The organism is Guptibacillus hwajinpoensis, assembly GCF_020524165.1.
In the GTDB taxonomy this organism is placed as follows: domain Bacteria; phylum Bacillota; class Bacilli; order Bacillales; family Guptibacillaceae; genus Guptibacillus; species Guptibacillus hwajinpoensis_D.
In genome coordinates, this window is record NZ_JAIVKU010000005.1 from 574,421 (window position 1) to 588,940 (window position 14,520).

Below are 14,520 nucleotides of genomic sequence, written 5' to 3' on the forward strand. Positions count from 1 at the left end.
TCATCTCCTTGTGTTTACGAATCTATGAATGCAGTAACTTTCGATTAATCAAAATGGCGACAGCTGCATATAGAACAACCATTGCTATCAGAATAATCAAGCTTTTATGCTTAAAATCAATTATGCTCATAACAATGATGATGACGCCTAATGGCAGAAAAAACAGTAGACCCGTAATGGTGCCGAGTAAGGACTTATTTTCCACCATTTTTTCATTAAAGCCAGCTAGTAGCCACGTTTGTTTCTTCACCCCTACCAAATAAGAAACGATTAAGAGAGCGATTCCGATGATGAATAGGCCGACGTTCATATCAAAGCCTCCCCTCGCTTAGTGGTTTCTCCTCTCCTCAAGAATAAGAAATTTTCCCGAATGATAAGAGTCCATTTACTCGATGTTAAACTAATTCCCATCAACTTAAATGAGTCCAAAAAAATTGGTGAAATAGAGCAGGAGTGAAAAGATTACGATAATCACTAGTTCAAATAAAGTGAAGAGATAATCATTTTTGTTCACAGCATAGCGCTTCTCCATAATGACTGTCACCGTTTCGGAAACAACGATATATGCAAATAGAATGATGTGCGTTTGAAGATACCAGAGCGGTTCTTGAGGATTACGCTCTATGTTAATAAATAAACTAATAATCAATAGCAACATGACACAAATCCGAATGATCCCATCAATCGTACGATGCGTTGCATTCACATGATGATAAGAAAACATTTTTTTCTTATCTACCTGAAGCCACTTCCGCAAACCCTTGTTGCTATAATGTAAGGCCACCCAGAAAAGAAGTAGCATCAAAATGACCTTCAGCCAATACGTGTCCAATAACGCATTCCTTTCAAACGAAGGTTAATAGAAATTTTCAATGGATGTTTGCTCAAATACTTTCCAATGACCATTCATCATGGATGTGGCGTACCTCATCACAATATAGTCATTCAGTTGATCGCCTTCTTTTGTTTGGAGGTAATACGTATCGGAACCTTTATAATCAATCTCAACAATTTCTTCGCCTTTGAATTGATGGTCATTCTTAATGAAATCTCTTAGACCCTGTTCTTCATTGAATTCTAAGAACGGGTTGTAGGGGCCTAAAGTAAGTAGTATTAAAAAGAGAAACAGGACAGAGACGATGAGTATTATTTTCTTCATGACAGTCACCTCGGTAAAACGAAAAATTTTTCTTATGAATTCGTTAATCTCGTTTTCCTTTTTTATAGAAAAAGGCTAGTAATAGAATCGCTATTCCTGAAAATAGAAAGGCAATGACGATTGGCTGATCAAAACTCATCGAATCACTAGAACGATCGATCACGAGCAAGATCATTCCAATGATGAACAGAATAGCACCAACCATAATATTCATCATTCCTATCCATGATAGTCCTCTCATTTCAAATGCCCCCCTTATTAGTACAGAATGTAACGTAAGCGAAATAACGAGGAACAAACACTAGTTGCCAATGAGCTTTGTACCAACTGGATCAACGAATTGGAAATGATCTTTATAAAAAGAAGCTGTAACTAACCGAGTTTGTTCGTTAGTACAGAATTCGATGTTCCACTGACCATTTCCAACGATTACTTTTTCCGAATCGTTGTGAAGCGTAGGCAGGTTTAATAGCGTACCGATTTGCTCTGGGTGATCATTGAAAGGGAGATGAATCTTGATGGATTTGATGATCGTCTGCATTTGATCCTTCACCACATCGCTTCTTGTTTGCAATTCAACTCTAAATTTCCATGGGGTTAAAATAAACGTTCTTCTCTCTCCTTCACTTACTCGCCACTTTAGTTCTTCCGCTCTTTGAACCACTTCAGCATACTCTTCTTCATCTAAAAGGATTCCTATATGGTCAAATTGATCTCGTTTTCCATGTCCAAATGTGATGTTGGTTTGCCCCTTCACCATTTCAATAATGCGAAACGTGATGTCTTTTCCTCTAAAATTCTCCCACTGCATTGGAGGGTTAAACGTTTGCATTTCTCCATTCATTCGTCCAACTCGTTGAACGGTTTCGAACCCTAGATCGTGATAAACCTTCTCCATTTCCTCTACTTTTGGTGTCCACCAGTGGTAATGAAATAGCTGCATGTAGCTTCCTCTCCCCTGCGTTGAATTTACAAAACAATGCCAATAAATACGATAAACCCTACAACGATCATGCCTACTGTATTTACCGCAACACATAAGTATTTAATGGCCGTGGGCGTTTTTCTTGAAAGACTTGCGATACTTACTCCAAAGGAAAACATTAAGGCAAGCAACAAGTAAGTAAATGGGTTGTACAGCATGTTCGAATAATTCACTTCTCGTTCTGAAAGGAATTGAAAAATCCATTCTCGAAATGGATCTACGGTTAAAGCAATAAAGAAAAGGACAGACAAAACGGTCCCACTATACGTTAAAATCGTTCGTTTCTTTTTCACTTCTATCCTCCTATCAAGCCAGCTTAGAACGAAATGAAGCATTCCTTGCACTGTTGATCATCGTGCCTTTTATTCAACGTGCCACAATGGGGACATTTCACGAAAGAAGTGTTTGGATTTAGTCCTTTGTTTACAGGTAGAAACCGATCATATGCTTTAAAGGCGAAGAATACAGTCGCGACGATCGCCATTCCAGAAGCAAGTAATCCTCCAATCAAGGCTAAACCGTCCATACTTATCTCTCCGTCGTCGTAGATATTTTACATAAAATTCTTTTTCTTCCATTTAACTTATATACGAATGGGAAATGAGATAAGTTTCATTAGGGAAATCTGAATGCATTTCCAAAATGAAGAAACCCGAAAAAAGACATCATGGATTTATAGGAAGGTGCGCACTAATGGAGGTTGTTGAATGGTTATTACGTCTTGCTTTATCATTTATTGCTTTGCTTTTATTAACGAGGGCTATGGGGGAGGGAGAAATGAAAGTTTGCGAATGACCTTTTAACTTCGTTTCCTCGATTGTGCTTGGCACATTAGGCGCAACCTCTTACCAAAGGAGATCAGGGCATCACCTCAAAAAATAAGCTATGCTCTGCCCCCTTGATCGAGGATGGTCAACTTAACCATAAATCTCTAAACGAGATGAAGACTGGTTACTCCAACAAATTGATGCAAGTGAAAATTAAACCTTTTGTAGGTGCGTATCTTTAAAGTTTGTTGGATATTTTAAGCCATAGCCTAACGTTCGATCCATTCCAATATGCGCCATCCAAATAAGGCTTAATGCGAGAAGTAACTCCTGTTTCAAACCGACACTTACGATAAGGAGAAGAAGCGGAATGACGTAGGTGTGCCCGAGATTATAGATCATCGCACCCGTTCCTTTGTTAAATAAGTACCCCACCATAAATAGATCAGGTACGAATAAACAAAGAAAGAACAGCCACCAGCTTCCATCGATCGAGGCATAGAAATAAACAGAACCTGCTAAAACGGCTAGTCCTTCCATATGTAACAGTGTCTTACTCATCAGCTTTCTCCTTCCTTACGAAAGAAGCCTCTGGTTCAAGCTTCATGAGAGCGCCAAAGTGTTGCTGTGCGGTTGTAAAACAAATGAAGGCAAAAAGTTCACTAATTTCTTGATCCGTAAACGATTCTTTTAATACGTTACTAATGGAAGAAGGTACGTCTCCATTCAGCTTTATGTACGCTTCCGCAAAGCCCACTGCGACTGAGGTTTTCGCATCAAACACACTGGAATCAGGCTTCCCTTTGGCTTTACAATACGCGCATCCGTTACTCTGCGCCAACGTTCTTCTTACCTGCTCCTTGAGCGTCGAAGTGAGCGACTGGTCCCTTTCCAATACGTCTCCTAATCTCACCCATGTCTCCATCGCCTCTGGATGATGTCCTAATAATTGTTGAAAAGGTGTCGCCCCTATATTAGACTTTTCAATGATTGTCATCTTGATCTCCTTGTCGTTCCTACCAAATGATTTGGCTCATTTCTTTAAACTCTTAGCGAGCCACGAAACCCTCTGGCAGCATAGTAGGATTCTGCTCCATTATGATAGATGAAAACATGCCCAAAGCGCCGATCGCCAAAAAGCGCACCGCCAAGCTTTCGGATATCTGCAGGTGTTTGCACCCAACTTGACGTTTTTAAATCAAACTCGCCAAGTTTCTGTAACGCTCGGTATTCCTCTTCTGTTAATATCGCGATTCCCATGGAAGATGCCAGATCCATCGCGTTGTTTTCAGGCTTAAACTTTTTTCTTGATTCCAGTGCTTCCAGGTCGTAGCACACACTTCTCCGTCCTTTTGGACTTTCCGGTGAACAGTCATAAAAAACAATTTCCCCGTTCTCACTAGACCCAACCACATCCGGCTCTCCACCCGTTTTCTCCATCTCATGAAGCGACCACAATTTTTCTGGATGATTCAACAGCTTATCCTCAACACTCGCCCATTCAATCTCTTTATGGCGGTCCATGTTCTTCTCAAAACGCTTCTTCAGTGTTTGGAGCAAAGTTTCCCTTTCCTCTTGTGATCGTTCAGTGCTTCCTTGGTTACTCATCATCTGAGTCCTCCTTCACTTTACTTCATATAGTTTTTTACTAACTCATAACATCTTTTTTCTGTTAGATCATTCTCGACCGCAACATATTCTAATTGCTCCATCGTACCGCCCTCGTATTTTAAGGAAGCCTTTTTGGCAGTCTTGTCACGGTACTCGATCCATTCACGCTGTTCCTTCCTTAACGCTTCCATTTCGTCAGCCGGAAGCTGCTTCTCTAGAACGCCATAGATTTCATTTAATAATCCATCTAAAACCTCAAAGCGCTCTCCCTCCATATTTTTCAACGCATAGGTAGAATCATCTTCTAGGTGATTTTTCTTTTCTTCTAATTCCTTTGTAGCTTGATTCAACTTCTCAAGGTATTCTTCCTTCAAACTTGCTGGATTTTCTGAAGAAGTTTCCTTCTTTGATTCCGTGTCTGCCTCGACTTGTTCACTCGATTCACTTTCTTCTTTATCCGGGCTTTCAGTAGTGGTTCCGGTATTATCAGAAGCATTCTCAGTCGAATCAGCGTTAACTGAATCTTCGTTTGTGGCTGATTGCTGATTTTGTGATTGATTTTCCTCTGCAGCGGTAGAACTGGCATCATCAGATGTATTTCCACAAGCGGACAATAGTAATACACCCGTTACCATTCCGATGATAAGTTTACGATTCTTTTTCATACAACGACCAACTTTCTATCCGTATTCAGGTATTGCTATTTCTGTAGACTTTCCAAAAAACGTTCCACTTCCTGTTGGGTACGCAGAACAAAAATGTTCTTTCCCTTAGGGAGTTTTTCAAGCTTCGCTAAAACCATTGGCTTCTTCGTTTTAGGGTAGTCCCAAATCCATTTTAAGAACTTGAAATCCAGACTCTCCATGCATCCTTCTTTCATATCTGGTCTTGTTTTATTATGGTATTTCAACATCCTTTTGAAAACGCGATACACACACATCACCCTCCATTGATCAAGAAAGATAATGGTGTCAGCAGCTTCTAACCTCATTCCCATCGTGCCATTGTAATTTCCATCAATGATCCATTGCTCTTGCTTCACTAATGATGTTTGAATGGAAATCTGCTCTTCTTTCGTCGTCGGTGTCCAATTCGGTTTCCAAAGTAAACTGTCTAAATGCCACACCTTGATGTTGAGCATTTCTCCCATTTGTCTTGCCAGCGTCGATTTTCCTGAGCCACCAGAGCCAATTATTGCAATTTTGTTCATGATTAATCCCCGTCCTGAGCCTTCAATAAAGAGATTGGTGTTTCTCATCATTTGTGTAGATGTAGAGGAGCAGCACTCCGAGTAATATGTGATGATAAAGACTGTTGAGATGACTGTTAGTAAGATAGAAACCCAAAATAAGAATGAGAGCAATGATGAGAATCTCGTTCATCCTTCGTCCTCCCTATGTACAAAAGCTCCTCCAAATAATAAGGAGCCTACCTAAAATAACTCGAAGCTCCCGTTGCCAATTATTTCAAAGAAGTGGGAAGAACTCAATCTTTTCTGTCATAAAAAAGAGCCTATTTTCTGAAGATAGGCTCTTTTGCTTGATCATTCAATTTCAACTTAAGAAGAGGGCAACTTTGAAGCACTTTTCGAACTAACGCGCTGTAACATATATTCAAGTAGGAAAAGATAATCCTCCTCATTACCCGTCATTTTCGCAAGGTCGGATAACGGTTCTAATATAGACAAACAATCATTTTCGTACAAGCTATAGTTATCAAACCCTAAAATCGTCTGACGAGCAAACTCCCACAGGTCTTTGTGTGCCTCCTGATCCATTGTCTTACTTAGCTGAGCTACCATTGTTAAAAGCGCCGTGATAATGATTGAGTTCTGGTTTGCATACTCTCGAATCGAGGCAAATCCTCTATGAAGGTAATAACCAAAATCCTTTTGATTTAAAATGATTCGAAGCTCCTGTTCCTGGTCAAACAAATAGGGTGAGAAATTTTTAGATTGGCCAATGCTTTTCAATAAATCTGCAATCTGATGGATCGTATTTGTAACGGTTAGTGGATCATTATGCCCTAACGCCTTAATCGCTACTTCAGCAAGCTTAATTAGCCCGTACTCAAGATCTTGAATTTCTGTTTGCTTCACTCCAATTTCAATGGACTTTAGGTAATAATCAGGGTTCATGGCCTGTCCGCGTTCCCAATAAGTAATTAGGGGAGTGCCTGCGATCACAAAATCGCCAATTCTAACATCGAACCTTAAAAGGACATCGTCTTTATTTGCTTGCTTCATCAATCTTGAAAAGTCAGCGACTTGCAGATAACCGGATTGGTTGGTTTTGATAACCTTCCCATCAGATTCTGAAGGGATATCATCCTTCGCTACCTTCTTCTCAAGGTGATAGGGTTTTAATTCTTCCTCTAAAGACGCTTGCACCAATTTTGACTTAGTATTCATATTAAAGCTGATGTTATGGACTTGCATCCAAGTGGCTGTGTGGTTGATGAAATAAATAAACGTGATCGCAGCTGTAATCGCGGTCAGAATGGATAAGACCGGTGTCGCCACCACATATTCCTCTTCTCCATGCGTCACGTATAAGAAGTTCAAGAGCACATAAATGAAACTGCCGTTAAAAATACCAAGGACATGCTGGGTCGCTCGGTCACTGACAAAGTTTACAAGCATTTTAGAAGAGAACTGCCCGCTAAACGTAGTCAAAGCAACGAGCAGAGAGTTCAGCGTAAAGGCACTTAAGGTGAGCACCCCGCCTACGAGTGCACTTAGAAGCACCTGTAGGGTCTGGCCACTGAAGCCAATTCCAATTGGCAAATACAAGCTAACATCAATGACATAATCGAGATAATAGGTCAAAAGGGATAAACAAACCGCTCCAACGATATACCAAAATGGCATAAACCAAATGGTTGATTTCAGCTCACTTTTCCGTTGACGTCTCGACATTTTCAAATATTTCTTTATATAGTAAAGGAGCCCCATTTCATCACCATTCTATTCTTAAGAGTTTTTCGTACTTCTAATTCCTACCCTGAAAAGAAGGAGATTAACCTGAATCTTAGTGTTTCCATCTATAGGTAAAAATACATGAGCTTCAGCCATGCTCCATGACAATGAATCGTTTAAAGTACGTTTAGTTCTCACTTTCAATAAATCTTCACTAAAAAAAGCCTATCTCGTTACAGATAAGCTCTCACCGTCTTTCTATTGTTCATTCTTTATTTCCAGCTTAAACACAACAGCATATTCTGCCTCTTGAACCGTTTTCGGTAACGCGGTCTTATTTTCATTAACCTCTGTTGATAACTCATTTTGACTTGTTCCAACGAGGTAAGCCAAGTATACGGGTTCGCCTTTCTTCATTGTGACTTTATCTTCTAGACTAACAAAGCTAAAACTTCCAAGATCATCAGGAAAAAACTCGGTTCCTCTCGCATATCCGCTCGGTTCTCCAAGCGTAAGGAAAGCCTCTTTTTCTTCCATTAGGAGCTGAAAAGAGTGAAGGGACTGATTGAATTCGTTATCGTCTGGGTTCGAAACAGAAGAAATCACACTTCTTCCTTCTCCATTTTCGTACACATCAATCGAAGTCTCCAACACCTCTCCCTCCTTCACTTCACCATCAAGGGTATAAAAGGTTTGATAGTCGACTCCCATTTGATTGACGATCATTTGCTCCCGCTCAGATAGATCAGCAGGTTCAATCACAAGCGAATTCTCGCCTTTAGCTCCACCACTTTCTTCAATCCCACAAGCTGTAAGCAACAACGCAACGCCTAACAGAACCATAATCCGCTTCATCTTCCGCCTCCTTTTCAGTCTTTCTTTTAACAGCCCTAATTCAAGTTGCCTCAAGTTATGCAAGTCCTATATTAAAGTTGGTTGGTCCCAGCCAGCCTTATCATGAGATCGATGATGAGAATGTTTAATAGAAAGCAATGATCGTCAAAATCAAACTAATCATGGTATAGAGGACGACACCATAAAACACGGCTCCGACATTCACTTTCATATCACGTTCACTTTGAATTTTCCATCCCGCTTGACTCGCTTCAAAGTTTGTTGCATTTGATAGAACTCCTCCACTACTATTAAATAAATAAAGGATCACTGATAATCCAATTCCAATTAGGAAACTCCAATTAACATACGAAAAAGAAAAAAAGGCACTAGCTGCCCATACAATTAGTCCGATCAAAAGAGATGCAACGATCGATTTACCGATATCTTTTTTCAAAAAATCCTCTCCTCCGAAACTTCTAACGCCGGGCAGTGTCTGGCTCTTATCATTACGTTTAATTTAATAACCCCTCACTAAGGGACACGCCTGATTTCCTTTACATAGCATGTTGCAAAACGTCTTTTATGTTATTCACTTGTGTTACTAATGATACTGTCGGAACAAAAACGTATAGACAGCCCTGAATCAAAACGCGCCGCCATGATTTTTCTCTCATGAGATCGCATACTCCCCATAATAGGGCTATTAACAAGGAGGTAAAAAAGAAAAAATACTGAGTTCGTTGTTGCTGAATGAGATCCTTCAGATACCCGATGGTCCATTCTTCCCCTTCTTGCGGTACATAGGTCACTCGTTCTTCTTCTAGCCCTATTAAGTTATCAGACTGCAAAACGACTAAGTCGTCTTTTGTGTTAATCGTTTCATAACCGAGCGGCGAATATCCGAGTGGGTACGCCAGGATATAAGACAAAGCAACTGCCATCATTAGAAAGGCGAGATAGACCAGGAAACGCCTTACTTTCCTTAAACTTTCTTCACTCATGCTTCACCTCGCAAACATCACAGTGCCAGATTGGCGCGTAATTTCTCTATTCCTTTATATCCAATTATTTCAAATTAGTGCGAATAATTCAATTTTTATTCCATCATGAAAAGAGCTTATGACGGATAAGCTCTTTTATTCTATAACTTGATAAACTATTTTTTTAAAAAAGGTCAGAACAAATCATTAAACCACTCCCGCAAACTAAATCGAAATCGCTTGTCCCTCACTTATATATGACGACTCTTTAAATTGGTTACGCTGTGCTAAATTCCTTGTTATTCTTTTCCTCTAACCTCTCTAATAGTTAAACCTTCATAAGCTTCTGGTGCTTCAAAAAATTTAGTAACGTGATTAAACCCCTCTTCCGTGTCAAAAGCTGCTCGTTCAGGCTGTTCGTTACGCCTTTGTGCAATTTGACTTAAGCATTGTTCGTTCGTGACATTTAGGAAAATGAGTTGGTGGCTTGCCTTTACCTCTGACGCCATATTTAAAAACCACTTGCGCTGTTTTTGCGTGTTAGCTGGAAAATCCATGACTACATTTGACCCGACACTTAATATGTTTTGAACAAGCTTTTTCATCAACGGCTTAAGTTGAGCCGAGAATTTTAGATAGTCCTCAAATGAGGCAATCTGATTAGGATAAAGAGAAGAAAGCCATTCATCTTCAGACAATAGTACCGCATGTTGATCGATCGCCACTTGTTTGGATTTCGTTGTTTTTCCTGCGCCCATTTTCCCACAGAAAAAGTAGAGCGTCCCCGATTGATTCATAATTTGAACCCTCACCCTTCATTTAGTCGTGATTGCCACACCTTACTCCGTTTGCCCAACAAGCTATAGCTTTTTGCTTCAATGGCACTGATTTATACGAACTTTCATTACCTCTTTCCATATTGCTGTCTTTTACCTATGTTGTAACCAGTAAGAATCCCTACGATTGTTAGAAATAAAACAGCTTCATCAAACTCATGAAAAAACATTCCAAATAAAATCCAAACGATTATAAAAGTAACGATCGAAATGAGTAATTCTTTCACCTTCATTCCACCTTTTTAGATTTCCAGTTCATTTAAATCCTTGAAGAGTGATTGCAATCTTTTAAAAAAAGCCTATCTTATGAAAGATAAGCTAAGAGATTTTTGAGAGTGGTAGCTACGATTCACCCTTTTTTATATGACTGTGATCATTCGTTACAAGTAATAATCACTTCATCATTTCTTACAAATACTATTTTTTCATAATCGACTCCATGCAGCGCTGTCTAAAGAAAGATTATTGGAAAAGTAAATGTAACGAAGGCTGCCCAAAGTCCATAGACCGGCAAATACTTCGTAACGGCATCTTGGATAGTGGAAAGTCCGGATTTGTTTTGTAAAAAGCGAATATAGGAGAACATAATCCAAATTAGATTAGCCCAGATCAGAATGTTTACACCTAAAACAGCAAGTCTATTGGGAGTAATTCCAAACGAAGAAAGTCTGAATACAATTGCTGACAAAGCCACACTGTCGATGATGAGCGCAAGCACAATCAAGGCAACATTAAGATAATCTGAAATGTTCTTTTTCTCATCTGAATCTCTTTCAGTAATGGAAAATAGGGTAACGGCTAATACACCAAGGAGAATTCCGTTGAAAGCGATTAAGAAATCACGGTCCACGAATGGGTTTTCCCCCACTCCTAAAACCGTTACAAGATAGGCCAACAATGTGATCAGGACAAGAGGGCTAAAAATTTTCGCTAGATATGGGGTGATATTTTTCGCAAGTTTAAGATTCATTGATACTAAGTAGGTAGCCACGATTGCCAGAGCGGCAGCACCAAATAAAACAATATTACTAAAATAGAAATCTTCTATATCCAGGCCGACAAAGCTGAATAACTGCATAGTTAATAAGGCTAGCACCATTCCGCTGACTGCCATGCTGGCGTAGAGTATACCATATTCCAGATTAAATTTAATATATGCTAACCTTTCAGTGCCTTTTAGGTAGCCGTTTCCTGTAAAGGCAACTCCTAGCAATACCCATAAGAAAATAGGGAGGTGTAAATAAACAAGGATAATACTGTCTTTAAAATTTAATGGCAGCATATTAAGATAAAATCCGGAAACGATGAACAATGCTGAAAGGGAATAAATAATGCTTCTTTTCGGCTTATTACGATATATAAAGTAGGCAGCCATAAAGGGAATGATACCAAAAGCGAGGTTAATCGGAGCGATTGCTTCCTGCTCGACAAAATGGAAAATGATCCTGGTGCTTATCCCTGCTAGAATAGCTAAAAGGCCCATGACTAAGAAACCTTTTTGAAATAAAGAAGGTTTCACTGTATTTGCTGTCTCCTTGAAGTGCAATCTTTCATGCCAAACACCAAGAATCTGCGAATCGGGTTGTTGTTCCCATGCGTATGAGAATGACTTTTTAAAAGCTTTCGGGTCTGTTCGATACATCCTCTCCAGCTCATGTGGATCAGCAATATGTTTAAGAACCAAATTGTTACTATCCATCTTCATGCCTCCCAAATCATTATTAAATTAAGTATGTTATACAATGCTTAACGATCTTCATCACTTCGGTATTCCAATCTTCTCAGAAAGTTCCGTTACGCTCATTTTCCTTTTAGCCAGCATCACATTGAAAGTAAAGAGCAAGGACTGGGACTCTCAAAAAAATCACAGCTGTTTTTAAAAATAATGTAGTTACTTTTTTCTTAAACAGCATCTCGCTTCTTATTCATTATATTAATTTTAAACAAAAAATTATCGATTTACAATAAATATTTATTCCTATCCTGGTGCAAGACATAAAAAAAAGCATCTCTCATATAAAGAAATGCTATATAACTTTTTGATAACTTGTCCCCTAACCTGTCCCGCACAGCAAGTACAAGCTTCTCAAACTCGACTAAGATGAAATTTTATGCTGCACAGAATAGGTTTACTAAAAAGTTAATAATGAAAGTTATTATTATTCCGCATTTCGGCTTCTTTACTTCAATAAAATAAGCTATTCTCCTTCTTGAAGAATAGCCCCTAGTTTAGCAATTTTTGCTTTTTATTATTAGTCTAACAAAATGACACGAAACTCCATAAAGGTCATTTAGCCAGTCAAAGTACTTTTAAAAACAGCACTGAATTAGAATACTTTTTTACCTTAAATTGAACATACCCTTTCCATTTTGCATGTCGATTGGCAATGAAGAATGTTCATGAGTAATGAGCCAGAACCCGTTTGCTTTCTTCAGACAAAATGTAAACCTGTTGGTTATTTGACGAAGCTTTTCTTCCCTTTCAACGTTGTAAGCTGCGTAAGTGAGGGCACAATGAGAAAAAGCGGTGTTCTCCCCTTCTTCAATAACTAAATCGTTAAAAACTACCTGGAGTTTGACCCCTTCTTCTTTTAAGCCATTGAACCATTCTGTCACGCTCTCACTCCAAGCGTTTTTCCCTTTGCATTCCCATCTTCCCCAGCAATCATAAATATGTATGTCAGAAGAATAGGCAGACAAAAGTTTCTCAACATCCTGCTCAATGACAGCTTCTTTGTATCTTTCAAGTGCTTCTTGAACTGAACTGATATTGTTATACACGAGATACTCCCCTTAGATAAGAAATTATTGTTCTTTTATCTATTCAATAAGTTGGCTGCTATACCTCTGTTTTTTTTTAGCACGGAGAAAAACTCGATTGTATAAAAAAGACACATATGCCATGGTAATATTCTTATCCATACAACTTACTCATAAGGAGTTGTTAACCATCGACTACCATACACTTGTTGCAATATTAGTTCCTTTTTTAGGTGCTGCAACCGTTTGGATCGTCGTATTCGTTAAAAAAAGCGATAAAACGAGTGACTTATTTACCTAAAAGTACCTTGCCAGGCTATTGCAGAATTGCTCCGAGTTTGTTGAAGTAGAATAAAGCATTAATCTATTAGATGTAAGGCTTAGTGATTTTTATCTGATGGGTCTAATTTTCAATTACAATTTCTCCTTCACCTTTAGGTATTTCGAAACCAAAAAGGTAAGAATTTAAACGTTCTTCTGAAATAGGAAACGAATTTGCATCAAAACGTTTAGTACGTAACTTAAGTCGTTCACGCAAATCATCAGGATGAACTTTTAAGTAAATAAGTTTCCATTTACCACCAGAATCCTCTATAAGTTTTTTATACTGGTTCCTTCTTACACGGTCCCAAAAACTAAAGTCAATAACCACCTGTTGCTTATCGTGAATTAACTTTATTAAACGGATACGTAATTTGCTTTCAGCAATTTTCCTATATTCATCAAACTTTTCCATTGGGAAATCTATTCCCCAGCGACCATGTGTAGCCCATATTTCTTCATCAACCGAAAGACGTACAAACCCTTCCTGTTCTAATACTTGTGAAAATGTCGTTTTCCCAGAACCAGCAATCCCACACATCATTACTACGAGAGGGGTTGAATCATCTCGATCACGATAAATGAAGTCAAAATTGAACTTATCAAACATTTGTAATCCCCCTATTTTCTGATGTGAACTGACTATAATTTAAATCTTAATCGATTATTCAACCAAACTGCCCTGTTCTTAACTTAAACAAAAAGAAGCGTAATCCTTTTAGATTAACGCTCCGAGTTTGTAGAATTATGAAAGACATTAAATAATCACTTCACACTTTTAAATAATCTTCCTGAAGAAGCCCATATACAGCACAATCCTTATACTGATTCTTAGCATTGCGAATCATATGCTTCATCGTGCCTTCTTGTTCCATTCCATTTTTCCGCATAATCTTACCAGAGGCAGGATTGTCTATATTATGGGCTGCTGATATTTTGTGAATGTTCATATGTCTAAAGCCAAAATCCAGAACAGCTCTCAAGGCCTCAGTTCCATACCCCTTATTCCACCATTTATAACCGATTGAATAACCTACTTCACAATTTTCTGTCCTGCTATCAAAATTGAAGAGATCAATCGCTCCAATCAATTCACCACTTGTTTTTAGTTCTATCCCCCAATAACAGAACTCTTGTGACTCATAATTACTTACGATTTCTGTTACTCTCTCAATTGTTTCCGATACAGACTTGTGTGCACCTTTTATAAGATTTTCCATTACGCGATCATCACAAAGCCAATGGTCATATACACTTTGAGCATCTGAAAGTCCAACCTTTCTTAGAACTAACCGATCTGTTTCTATCATTGGCGTACCTAAATAATGAATCATTTATTCACCTACC

Annotated in this window: 23 protein-coding genes; all 23 read right to left on the minus strand. The window is 38.7% G+C overall.

The window, feature by feature from the left end; genetic code table 11:
• Nucleotides 1-22 precede the first annotated feature (22 nt).
• The 23 genes from LC090_RS15975 to LC090_RS16085 all read right to left on the minus strand — a co-directional run bounded on the left by LC090_RS15975 (nucleotide 23) and on the right by LC090_RS16085 (nucleotide 14,507).
• Entirely contained in the window at nucleotides 23-310 is a 288-nt protein-coding gene (locus tag LC090_RS15975) for a DUF3784 domain-containing protein (RefSeq protein ID WP_226659015.1), read from the minus strand.
• A gap of 105 nt (nucleotides 311-415) precedes the next feature.
• A complete protein-coding gene (locus LC090_RS15980; RefSeq protein WP_226659016.1) occupies nucleotides 416-832 on the minus strand; it encodes a DUF4181 domain-containing protein in 417 nt (138 codons plus the stop codon).
• A 24-nt stretch (nucleotides 833-856) separates the two neighbouring features.
• Nucleotides 857-1,159, minus strand: coding sequence for a hypothetical protein (locus tag LC090_RS15985; protein WP_226659017.1), 303 nt, complete (start codon nucleotides 1,157-1,159; stop codon nucleotides 857-859).
• Between the two features lie 43 nt (nucleotides 1,160-1,202).
• Entirely contained in the window at nucleotides 1,203-1,400 is a 198-nt protein-coding gene (locus tag LC090_RS15990) for a hypothetical protein (protein ID WP_226659018.1), read from the minus strand.
• A 60-nt stretch (nucleotides 1,401-1,460) separates the two neighbouring features.
• The gene (locus LC090_RS15995; protein WP_226659019.1) at nucleotides 1,461-2,102 is read right to left on the minus strand and encodes a hypothetical protein; all 642 of its coding nucleotides are present in this window, start codon (nucleotides 2,100-2,102) and stop codon (nucleotides 1,461-1,463) included.
• Between the two features lie 26 nt (nucleotides 2,103-2,128).
• The gene (locus LC090_RS16000) at nucleotides 2,129-2,437 is read right to left on the minus strand and encodes a hypothetical protein (protein WP_226659020.1); all 309 of its coding nucleotides are present in this window, start codon (nucleotides 2,435-2,437) and stop codon (nucleotides 2,129-2,131) included.
• A gap of 23 nt (nucleotides 2,438-2,460) precedes the next feature.
• Nucleotides 2,461-2,670: a hypothetical protein gene (locus LC090_RS16005; RefSeq protein ID WP_226659021.1), complete on the minus strand. Its 210-nt coding sequence runs from the start codon at nucleotides 2,668-2,670 to the stop codon at nucleotides 2,461-2,463.
• Nucleotides 2,671-3,124: 454 nt separating this feature from the next.
• Nucleotides 3,125-3,472 carry a DUF4260 domain-containing protein gene (locus LC090_RS16010; RefSeq protein ID WP_226659022.1) on the minus strand — a complete coding sequence of 116 codons (348 nt, stop codon included), beginning with the start codon at nucleotides 3,470-3,472 and terminating at the stop codon, nucleotides 3,125-3,127.
• Complete coding sequence (locus LC090_RS16015; protein WP_226659023.1) at nucleotides 3,465-3,908, minus strand: carboxymuconolactone decarboxylase family protein; 444 nt, start codon at nucleotides 3,906-3,908, stop codon at nucleotides 3,465-3,467. Before LC090_RS16015 ends, LC090_RS16010 begins: the two co-directional genes overlap by 8 nt.
• A 44-nt stretch (nucleotides 3,909-3,952) precedes the next feature.
• Nucleotides 3,953-4,519 carry a DUF4256 domain-containing protein gene (locus LC090_RS16020; RefSeq protein WP_226659388.1) on the minus strand — a complete coding sequence of 189 codons (567 nt, stop codon included), beginning with the start codon at nucleotides 4,517-4,519 and terminating at the stop codon, nucleotides 3,953-3,955.
• Nucleotides 4,520-4,539: 20 nt separating this feature from the next.
• On the minus strand, nucleotides 4,540-5,187 hold the full coding sequence (locus LC090_RS16025; RefSeq protein WP_226659024.1) for a lysozyme inhibitor LprI family protein: 648 nt from the start codon (nucleotides 5,185-5,187) through the stop codon (nucleotides 4,540-4,542).
• A 35-nt stretch (nucleotides 5,188-5,222) separates the two neighbouring features.
• Complete coding sequence (locus LC090_RS16030) at nucleotides 5,223-5,732, minus strand: DNA topology modulation protein (RefSeq protein ID WP_226659025.1); 510 nt, start codon at nucleotides 5,730-5,732, stop codon at nucleotides 5,223-5,225.
• Nucleotides 5,733-5,754: 22 nt separating this feature from the next.
• Nucleotides 5,755-5,904 carry a hypothetical protein gene (locus LC090_RS16035; RefSeq protein WP_226659026.1) on the minus strand — a complete coding sequence of 50 codons (150 nt, stop codon included), beginning with the start codon at nucleotides 5,902-5,904 and terminating at the stop codon, nucleotides 5,755-5,757.
• Between the two features lie 176 nt (nucleotides 5,905-6,080).
• Complete coding sequence (locus LC090_RS16040; RefSeq protein WP_226659027.1) at nucleotides 6,081-7,439, minus strand: DUF2254 domain-containing protein; 1,359 nt, start codon at nucleotides 7,437-7,439, stop codon at nucleotides 6,081-6,083.
• A gap of 258 nt (nucleotides 7,440-7,697) precedes the next feature.
• Nucleotides 7,698-8,294 (minus strand): hypothetical protein, encoded by a 597-nt coding sequence (locus tag LC090_RS16045; RefSeq protein ID WP_226659028.1) that lies wholly within the window; start codon nucleotides 8,292-8,294, stop codon nucleotides 7,698-7,700.
• 124 nt (nucleotides 8,295-8,418) lie between these two features.
• A complete protein-coding gene (locus tag LC090_RS16050) occupies nucleotides 8,419-8,730 on the minus strand; it encodes a hypothetical protein (RefSeq protein WP_226659029.1) in 312 nt (103 codons plus the stop codon).
• Nucleotides 8,731-8,830: 100 nt separating this feature from the next.
• Nucleotides 8,831-9,277, minus strand: coding sequence for a hypothetical protein (locus tag LC090_RS16055; RefSeq protein ID WP_226659030.1), 447 nt, complete (start codon nucleotides 9,275-9,277; stop codon nucleotides 8,831-8,833).
• Between the two features lie 278 nt (nucleotides 9,278-9,555).
• The gene (locus LC090_RS16060) at nucleotides 9,556-10,053 is read right to left on the minus strand and encodes an AAA family ATPase (protein WP_226659031.1); all 498 of its coding nucleotides are present in this window, start codon (nucleotides 10,051-10,053) and stop codon (nucleotides 9,556-9,558) included.
• 107 nt (nucleotides 10,054-10,160) lie between these two features.
• The gene (locus tag LC090_RS16065; protein WP_226659032.1) at nucleotides 10,161-10,319 is read right to left on the minus strand and encodes a hypothetical protein; all 159 of its coding nucleotides are present in this window, start codon (nucleotides 10,317-10,319) and stop codon (nucleotides 10,161-10,163) included.
• 224 nt (nucleotides 10,320-10,543) lie between these two features.
• Nucleotides 10,544-11,791 carry a DUF4153 domain-containing protein gene (locus LC090_RS16070; protein ID WP_226659033.1) on the minus strand — a complete coding sequence of 416 codons (1,248 nt, stop codon included), beginning with the start codon at nucleotides 11,789-11,791 and terminating at the stop codon, nucleotides 10,544-10,546.
• Nucleotides 11,792-12,432: 641 nt separating this feature from the next.
• Nucleotides 12,433-12,873 (minus strand): YybH family protein, encoded by a 441-nt coding sequence (locus LC090_RS16075; protein ID WP_226659034.1) that lies wholly within the window; start codon nucleotides 12,871-12,873, stop codon nucleotides 12,433-12,435.
• A 382-nt stretch (nucleotides 12,874-13,255) separates the two neighbouring features.
• A complete protein-coding gene (locus tag LC090_RS16080) occupies nucleotides 13,256-13,783 on the minus strand; it encodes an AAA family ATPase (protein ID WP_226659035.1) in 528 nt (175 codons plus the stop codon).
• 160 nt (nucleotides 13,784-13,943) lie between these two features.
• Nucleotides 13,944-14,507: a GNAT family N-acetyltransferase gene (locus tag LC090_RS16085; protein WP_226659036.1), complete on the minus strand. Its 564-nt coding sequence runs from the start codon at nucleotides 14,505-14,507 to the stop codon at nucleotides 13,944-13,946.
• Nucleotides 14,508-14,520: the final 13 nt, after the last annotated feature.